The 8,332-nt window shown below is 71.1% G+C and carries 8 protein-coding genes; all 8 read right to left on the reverse strand.

The annotated features are described in order from the left end of the window. Positions 1-265 precede the first annotated feature (265 nt). Entirely contained in the window at positions 266-847 is a 582-nt protein-coding gene (locus SZN_RS33195; RefSeq protein WP_026150693.1) for a GTP-binding protein, read from the reverse strand. After that, positions 828-1,397 carry a DUF742 domain-containing protein gene (locus SZN_RS33200; RefSeq protein ID WP_007503774.1) on the reverse strand — a complete coding sequence of 190 codons (570 nt, stop codon included), beginning with the start codon at positions 1,395-1,397 and terminating at the stop codon, positions 828-830. Before SZN_RS33200 ends, SZN_RS33195 begins: the two co-directional genes overlap by 20 nt. 94 nt (positions 1,398-1,491) lie before the next feature. After that, the gene (locus tag SZN_RS33205; RefSeq protein ID WP_007503775.1) at positions 1,492-1,905 is read right to left on the reverse strand and encodes a roadblock/LC7 domain-containing protein; all 414 of its coding nucleotides are present in this window, start codon (positions 1,903-1,905) and stop codon (positions 1,492-1,494) included. A 10-nt stretch (positions 1,906-1,915) separates the two neighbouring features. Next, a complete protein-coding gene (locus SZN_RS33210) occupies positions 1,916-5,146 on the reverse strand; it encodes a sensor histidine kinase (protein WP_043734369.1) in 3,231 nt (1,076 codons plus the stop codon). 386 nt (positions 5,147-5,532) lie between these two features. Continuing rightward, positions 5,533-6,108, reverse strand: a complete 576-nt coding sequence (locus tag SZN_RS33215; RefSeq protein WP_030948707.1) for a GTP-binding protein — start codon at positions 6,106-6,108, stop codon at positions 5,533-5,535. Continuing rightward, a complete protein-coding gene (locus tag SZN_RS33220) occupies positions 6,089-6,487 on the reverse strand; it encodes a DUF742 domain-containing protein (RefSeq protein ID WP_003997626.1) in 399 nt (132 codons plus the stop codon). Before SZN_RS33220 ends, SZN_RS33215 begins: the two co-directional genes overlap by 20 nt. A gap of 112 nt (positions 6,488-6,599) precedes the next feature. Next, positions 6,600-7,013 (reverse strand): roadblock/LC7 domain-containing protein, encoded by a 414-nt coding sequence (locus SZN_RS33225; RefSeq protein WP_007503778.1) that lies wholly within the window; start codon positions 7,011-7,013, stop codon positions 6,600-6,602. A gap of 9 nt (positions 7,014-7,022) precedes the next feature. Further along, a partial coding sequence (locus SZN_RS33230; protein WP_043734372.1) for a hypothetical protein occupies positions 7,023-8,332 on the reverse strand: 1,310 nt, incomplete at its 5' end.

Consider the following 8,332-nt stretch of genomic DNA (forward strand, 5'->3'; position numbering starts at 1 on the left):
GAGGCCCCGTTCCCCGCCCAGGGAACGGGGCCTCGGCATGTCCGGCGCGGCGGCCCCGCCCGAACGGGCCCGCACGATGCCCGCCTGGCGGCCTCCAGCGCTCCTTTCGGGCCCGCGGCGCCCCTTTCCCCGCCGGGCGCCCCCCGGAGCCCGCAGGGGCGCGCTGAGCCCCTCCGCGCGCCCCCTGGAACGACGTACGGCCCCCCGTCCCTCCCGAAGGAGGAGCGGGGGGCCGCGACGCAGATGCGCCCGGAAGGCGGGGCCGCTAGCGCAGGCGGGCCATCAGGGCGTGCTCGACCAGCGTGATCAGCGCCGACTTGGCGTCCGCGCGATGGCGGGCGTCCGTCGTGATGATCGGGGTGTCGGGGCCGATCTGCAGGGCCTCGCGCACCTCGTCCGGGTTGTACGGCTGGCTGCCGTCGAAGCCGTTGAGGGCGACGACGAAGGGCAGTCCGCTGTTCTCGAAGTAGTCGACCGCGGGGAAGCAGTCGGCGAGGCGCCGCGTGTCGACCAGCACGATCGCTCCGATCGCGCCGCGCACCAGGTCGTCCCACATGAACCAGAAGCGGTCCTGGCCCGGCGTACCGAAGAGGTACAGGATCAGGTCCTGGTCCAGGGTGATGCGGCCGAAGTCCATGGCCACCGTGGTGGTGGTCTTGTCCCCGGTGTGGGTCAGGTCGTCGATGCCTGCGGAAGCGGACGTCATGACGGCTTCTGTGCGCAGCGGGTTGATCTCCGAGACAGCGCCGACGAACGTGGTCTTGCCCACGCCGAAGCCGCCCGCCACCACGATCTTCGCCGAGGTGGTGGAGCGGGAAGGACCGCCGCTAGAGCTTGCGAAGTCCACTGAGCACCCTTTCGAGCAGTGTCACGTCTGGCTGGCCGCCGGCGTTCTCGTCGCCGCCGGGCTGATGGATCGCGACCAGTCCCGCCTCCGCCAAGTCGGCGACGAGGATCCTGGCCACGCCGAGAGGGATCGCGAGCAGGGCCGAGATCTCGGCCACCGACTTGATCTCCCGGCAGAGGTTGCAGATCCGCTGATGCTCGGGCAGTTGCCCCTGCATCTGGTGCGGCTGCGCTGTGGTGTGCACCAGCGCCTCGATGGCGAGCTGGTAGCGGGGGCGCGTCCGGCCGCCGGTCATGGCGTACGGACGCACCAAGGGGTTCGACGCTGCCACGGGCGCCGGCTCGGGGGCGCGTCGCTGCGGCTGCACCGGCTGGATGCGCGGTGCCGGCGGCTGGTCGTACGGCGAGGGCCCGGGGCCCTGCGGGGCGTACGGCTGCCGCCGGCTCGGCGTGGAGGGGAAGTTGTACCGGTTCTGGGAACCGTCGTGCCGGCCCTGGGCCGGACCGTACGACCAGTCGCCCGATGACGGACCGTCTGGGGATGTTGCCACTTTCTCTCCTCCTCCGACTGTGCCTGGCACCCATCTTGTGGAGCCGCGTCCCGAAACCTTACGGCTCCGGGACGCCAAAACGCACCGCTGTCTGTCAGTTGAGCAGGCTCCCCTGGAGCTCCGCACGCAGATCCGGCGTCAGGACGGTACCGGCACGGTCGACCAGAAGCGCCATCTCGTACCCGATGAGTCCGATGTCCGCCTCGGGATGTGCGAGGACCGCGAGGGAGGAACCGTCCGAGACGGACATGATGAAGAGGAATCCCCGCTCCATCTCCACAACCGTCTGGTTCACGCTGCCGCCCTCGAAGATGCGGGAGGCGCCTGCCGTCAGGGACGTCAGACCTGAGGCGACGGCCGCGAGCTGGTCGGCGCGGTCGCGCGGAAACCCTTCGGACATCGCCAGAAGGAGTCCGTCGGCGGAGACCACCACCGTGTGGGACACCCCGGGGGTGCTGTCCACGAAGTTGGTGATCAGCCAGTTCAGGTTCTGTGCCGCCTGGCTCATCGGGCTCACACTAACGCTCCTGGTGGTAGGTGCTGTCAGGACCGAAGCCCTGGCCGTTCGTTTCACTTCCCGCGCTGCGGCCCCGCTGGACGCCCCGGCGCAGGTTGCTCAGCCTGCCCCGCACGTCCTCGGGAGCACGGGAGACCTGTGGGCCGCCCTGTGGGGTGGCCGCGGCGGTGCCCTCGACCAGGTTGGCCTTGGGGACCCGCCGCGGCAGGCCGGAGGAGGTGACCCCGCCCGCCTTCGGCTTGCGCAGCTGCGAGGCCTGCTGCCAGCGCTCGTCGTTCTGTGAGCGCCAGGCGTCGTTCTTGCTCTCCGCCGGGGGAGCCGGCGCCTCCTGCCGCGCGGACCCCGAACCGTTGGCACCGCTCGCGGCTGCGCCCCGGCGCGGAAGCCCGGCGTCGGTCATGGCGTGCGGCGCGGACGGGACCGGCCCCGGACGTTCGAAGCCTACGCGGTCGCGCTCGGTCGCGTCATCGGCCTGCGGGGATTCCGCTTGTGGAGCGTACTGGTCCTGGTAGCCGTCGGGATAGCCGCTCTGCTGCGGCCAGTCGTCCTGGTGGCGCCGCTGCTCGAAGGCGGGGAAGGCTTCCGTGGACGGACCGCCCGCGCTCGCGGGCTCCTCCTGGGCGCCTTCCGCATAGGGCTGCTCGGGATAGCCGGCGCCCTGCGCGAAGGCGTCGTCGCGGGGCAGCCCGCCGTTCGGCGCGTAGTACCCCTCGTCGTAGGACGCCTGCTGCGGCTCCTCGTAGGCGGCCTGCTGCTCCTCGTACGCCGGCTGCTGCTCCCCGTACGCGGTCTGCGGGTCGTAGCCGCCCTGCTGTTCGGGGAAGCCGTTCTGGCCGTCGTAGGCGGGCCCGCCGGTGAACTCGTCGTAGGCGGGCGCCTCCGGGGCGGAACCGTCGAGCGTCTGCGACTCCAGGGCCGCGCGGCGCTCCTCGCGCATCAGCGAGCGGCCCACCGGGTCCAGATCGCGGATGTCGTCGGGAACCTCGGTGTACCGGCTGTCGTCGAAGCCGAGTTCGGCCGCGGTCCGCAGCGGCTGGCCGACCTGGCCGAAGCTCTCCCCCGGGAAGTTCTGCTCCGGGATGATCTGCGAGACCGTGAACTCGTTCTGCGCCGGCTGCTGGTCGCCGCCGCCACCGTGGGTGATCGCGTCGGGCAGCATGACCAGCGAGGTGGTGCCGGCCTGCTCGCCCGAGGGGCGCAGCTGGACGCGGATGCCGTGCCGGTCGGACAGCCGGCCGACCACGAACAGGCCCATGCGCTGCGAGATCGCGGCGTCCACCGTCGGCGGGTTGGCCAGCTTGTGGTTGATGTCGGCGAAGTCCTCGGGGGTCAGACCGATGCCCTTGTCGTGGATCTCGATCATGACCCGGCCGTCGGGCAGCCGGGTCGCGGTGACCCGCACCTTGGTCTGCGGGGAGGAGAACGTGGTGGCGTTCTCCAGCAGCTCGGCGAGCAGGTGCACGAGGTCGGTGACGGCGCGGCCGTGGATCTCGGCCTCCGGCACGCCCGACAGCTCGATGCGCTCGTACTGCTCCACCTCGGAGGACGCGGCGCGCAGCACGTCGACCAGCGGGACCGGCTGGTCCCAGCGCCGGCCCGGCTCCTCGCCGGCGAGGACGAGGAGGTTCTCGCCGTTGCGGCGCATACGGGTGGCGAGGTGGTCCAGCTTGAAGAGGTTCTCCAGCTGGTCCGGGTCGGCCTCGTTGTTCTCCAGGTCGGTGATCAGGGTCAGCTGGCCCTCGATGAGCGACTGGTTGCGGCGCGACAGGTTGGTGAAGATCGCGTTGATGTTGCCCCGCAGCAGGGCCTGCTCGGAGGCGAGCCGGACCGCCTCGCGGTGGACCTGGTCGAAGGCGCGGGCGACTTCGCCGATCTCGTCGCGGGTGTTGATCGGGATGGGCGCGACCCGGGTGTCGACCCGGCCGGGGTCGGTGCGCGAGAGCTGGTCGACCAGCATCGGCAGCCGCTGCTCGGCGATGCCGAAGGCGGCGTTGCGCAGCTGGCGCATCGAGCGGGACATCTGGCGGGCGACCGCGCCGGCCAGGATGAACGCGACGAGCAGGGCGATCACGACGGCGGCACCGGTGATCAGGGCGTCCCGCCTGGCCGTGCCCGCGATGTCGGAGGCCTCGCTCACCGCGGCGTCGGCCATGTCGGACTCCAGGGTCCGGTAGACCTTGTACTTCAGGGTGTTGACCACCCACCAGTTCTGCGCCGATATGCCCTGGGTGGCGAGGGCGGCCCGCGCGGCGGTGTCCGTGGTGTCCAGCGTGGCCAGCATCGGCACGAGCTGGGTCACGTCCGAGGGCGGCGGCACATAGCTCGGGTCCTTCGCCCTGGCGTCCTCGGCCATGGCGCCGCCGTCCGTGACGGCCTGCTTCAGCAGACTGTCCAGCTTGTTGGCGTCGGCCTGGGTGCCGCCGCCGCGGTACTCCTCGATGGCGATGCCCTCGAGATAGGCGTACGAGGTGAGCGCCACCCGCTGCTTGGCCAGGTCCGCCGCCTTGGGACCCGGCTTGATCAGCAGGTGCATGCCGATGGACCGCTGGAGCGACAGGGCGGCCTTGGTGAGGGAGATGGCGTAGACCGTGCGGCCGTAGCTGGTGATGTTTCCGGTGCCGAGACCGAGCTCGTTGGCGAACTGCATCAGGGCGTGCGAGACCTTGACGTAGCCCTCTTCGGTCTGGACACCGCCGAGCTTGGCGGAGTAGGCGCCGGCGCGCAGCGCCTGGAGCTTGGGCTCCTGCTCGCGGAAGAGTTGCAGGCGCCGTTCGAGGCCCGGCTTCTGCGGCATGTCGCGGGCGGCGGTGTCGAAGACGTCGGCCGCCTTGTCCGTGGCGTCACGGGCGGCGGTGACCGTCTTGTCGTCCTGCCCCTTGCCCTGGAGCAGCGGGGCGGCCGTGGTGTCGCGTTCGTTGTAGAGGGCGTCGGCGTAGGTCAGGGACGCCTGGACCAGGCGCGCTGTCTTCTGCGCGTCCTCGGCCTCCTGCCAGGTGTCGATCGAGCCCTTGACCTCGACGCCGCCCATGATGAGGCCGACCAGCACAGGTATCAGCAGGATCGCGTTCAGCCTGGTCGGCACACGCCAGTTGCTCGGCGAGAGACGGCCGCCGCTGCGGGCCGGCGCGGCCGTCGGTTCCGGTCCGGGCGCAGGGGCGGGCGCCGCTCCGCGCGGCGGCGGGGTGAAGTTGCCCCGGGCCGACGGCTCGGGACTGTTCTTGCTTCGCCTCACTCGACCAACAACCTTCCGGCGGGGTCGGCACCAACGATGTGCCGCAGTGTCTCAGAGCCCAGTTCGCCCAGGAGTACGTACTACTGGCGAGTACGTCTTTGACTATTGGGCAGTTCCGGCATTCCAGCACGTCGGTCAGCGCTCCTCCAAACAGTGCGCGAGGGGGATTCCGAGTGATGTAAGTCCCAGATAAAACGGTCAAAAAGAACGAGCCCCGCCAAAAGGCGGGGCCTTCGTACGCGCAGCGAGAGCGGCCGACAGCGTCGAGTGGCCGTATCACCCGATTCCTCTGCCGAACCGTTATGAACAGCGAAGCCGACCGTGTCAAAGGCCACAGCCGGCTCCGGCACATCTACGACAACCACCGTACGGCGCTGTCCACTTGCCTACCGCAGCCGTGCCATCAGCGCGTGCTCGACCAGCGTGATCAGCGCACTCTTGGCATCGGACCGATGGCGGGCGTCGGTGGTGATGATCGGCGCGTCCGGACCGATCTGCAGGGCCTCGCGCACCTCGTCGGGAGTGTACGGCTGGTGTCCGTCGAAGCCGTTGAGGGCGATGACGAAGGGCAGTCCGCTGTTCTCGAAGTAGTCGACCGCGGGGAAGCAGTCGGCGAGGCGGCGGGTGTCGACCAGCACCACGGCGCCGATGGCACCGCGCACCAGGTCGTCCCACATGAACCAGAAGCGGTCCTGGCCCGGCGTACCGAAGAGGTACAGGATCAGGTCCTGGTCCAGGGTGATGCGGCCGAAGTCCATGGCCACCGTGGTGGTGGTCTTGTCCCCGGTGTGCGTGAGGTCGTCGATGCCCGCGCTCGCGGAGGTCATGACGGCCTCCGTGCGCAGCGGGTTGATCTCCGAGACGGCGCCCACGAACGTGGTCTTGCCCACGCCGAAGCCACCCGCCACCACGATCTTGGCGGAAGTCGTGGCCCGACCCGGTTCAGAGCTTGCGAAGTCCACTGAGCACCCTTTCGAGCAGCGTCACGTCCGGTGCGCCGCCGTTGTTCTCGTCGCCACCCGGCTGGTGGATCGCGACCAGTCCCGCCTCCGCGAGGTCCGCCACGAGGATCCTGGCCACACCCAGCGGCATGGACAGCAGCGCGGAGACCTCCGCGACCGACTTCACCTCACGGCACAGGTGGCAGATGCGCTGGTGCTCCGGGAGGAGCCCCATGAGCGCTGCCGGGTCGGCCGTCGTGCTGATCAGGGCCTCGATGGCCAGCTGGTACCGCGGCCGGGTCCGGCCGCCGGTCATCGCGTACGGACGTACCAGCGGCTGGTCGCCCTCATCCTCGTACGGCTCCGCGTACGGATCATGAGAGGCGGTGGGCGGGGTCATGAATCCTCCGGGCTGGGACAGCAAGTCGGTCAGTCAAGCCGTCTGGTGAGGGCCAGTGGGGGGATTGTGGCGGCCGGACGGTGATTTGGTGCAACGGGTGGATCCTGGACGTTCAGTGGAGCAGACTGCCTTGCAGTTCGGCACGCAGATCGGGTGTGAGCACCGCGCCCGCACGGTCGACCAGCAGGGCCATCTCGTAGCCGACGAGGCCGATGTCGCACTCGGGGTGCGCCAGCACGGCGAGCGACGAACCGTCCGAGACGGACATGAGGAAGAGGAAGCCCCTCTCCATCTCCACGACGGTCTGGGAGACGTCGCCGCCTTCGAAGATCCGGGAGGCGCCCGCCGTGAGCGAGGTCAGCCCCGAGGCGACCGCCGCCAGCTGATCGGCGCGGTCCCGCGGGAAGCCCTCCGACATGGCCAGCAGAAGGCCGTCGGCGGACACGACGACGGTGTGGGACACACCCGGGGTGTTGTCCACGAAGTTGGTGATCAACCAGTTGAGGTTCTGTGCCGCCTGGCTCATCTGGCTCAACTAACGCTCCTGCTGGTGAGTGGGGTTCGGGAAGCTGCCGGTCTGGCCGGTACCGGCCTGGCGACCCTGCGCGATACCCCGACGGAGATTGGTCAGCCGACCGCGTACGTCATCGGGCGCACGCGAGATCTGCGGACCGCTTTGGTGCTGTTGCTGCTGAGCCGTGCCCGCGACGAGGTTCGCCCGGGGCACCCGGCGCGGCAGGCCGGAGGTGGTGACTCCGCCCGCGGCGGGCTGCCTGACGCGTTCAGCCTGCCGGACGAGATCGTCGTTCGGCGAGCTGCGCCAGGCGGTCGACGCGGAGCGCTGGGGTGCGGAGGCCGGCTGAGGCCGCTCCGCGGGGGCCGTACGCTCCTGCTGGGGAGCGGAGGCCGGGGCCGAGCCGTTGGCGCCGGGCGCGTGCCCCTGCTGTACGCCGTGGAACCAGTTGGTCTCCAGCCTGTCGTACAGCGGGGTGCGTCCGTCACCGGGACCGGTGGCGGGCGGCAGTGCCTCGGGCTCGGGGCGCGTCGGCTGCTGCTGCGGCCGCTGCGGGACCGGCGGCTGCGCGGCACTGTAACCGGAGTTGCCCCCGTAGGCGCCGTTGACCTGGGGCCGCTGGAACTGGCCCGTGGACTCGGGGCCGTGGCTGCCGGGCAGCGCGTGCTGACCGGTCGAGCCGGAGTCGTACGCCTGCGGAGCGGCGAACTGGCCGGTCTGCGAGGAGTCGTTGGGCGCCGCGGCCGGCGTGCCGAAGACGTCCGGACGGACGAACTGGCCGGTGCCGTGCTGGGCGTTGGCCCCGGGCTGGGCGAACTGGCCGGTGTGCTGCTGCGCGTTCGCGCCGGGCTGGGCGAACTGCCCCGTGTGCTGCTGGGCGTTGGCGCCGGGCTGGGCGAACTGGCCGGTGTTCTGGGGGCTGTAGCCGCCGTCGGCCGGGGCGTGGAAGTCCGGGCGGGCGAACTCCGAGGTGGAGCCGGCCCCCTGCCGGTCTTCGATCCGCGGCATCTGCGCGGTCTGCGCCGGGTCCTCGTCGTGCCCGCGGGGGGCGTCGAGCGAGGCGCGCGGCACCGGCGGCTGCGCGTTCTCGTCGCTCCAGCTCGGACGGGACGGCTGCTCGCCGCCGCCCGGCAGCTCGGCCCGCGCGCCGCCCCGCGGCGGCAGCTGCGGCCGGCGGCTGCGACGGCCGCCCTGCTGCTCGGCGCCGGAGGTGCCGGAAGAACCAGGCTGCGTCTGCGGGGGCTGACCGCCCTGGCGGGACTGGTCGCGGCCGCCCGGCGCGGCGCCCCGGGAGACACCGAACATGTCCTGGCCGGAACCGCCGAACAGGT

Origin of the sequence: Streptomyces zinciresistens K42 (assembly GCF_000225525.1) — a bacterium.
Taxonomy (GTDB): Bacteria; Actinomycetota; Actinomycetes; order Streptomycetales; family Streptomycetaceae; genus Streptomyces; species Streptomyces zinciresistens.

What these genes read in the sequence shown, in the direction of transcription:
- SZN_RS33205 (WP_007503775.1), bottom strand. Translation starts at nt 1,905, where the DNA reads ATGAGCCAGGCGGCACAGAACCTGAACTGGCTGATCACCAACTTCGTG.
- SZN_RS33220 (WP_003997626.1), bottom strand. Translation starts at nt 6,487, where the DNA reads ATGACCCCGCCCACCGCCTCTCATGATCCGTACGCGGAGCCGTACGAG.
- SZN_RS33225 (WP_007503778.1), bottom strand. Translation starts at nt 7,013, where the DNA reads ATGAGCCAGGCGGCACAGAACCTCAACTGGTTGATCACCAACTTCGTG.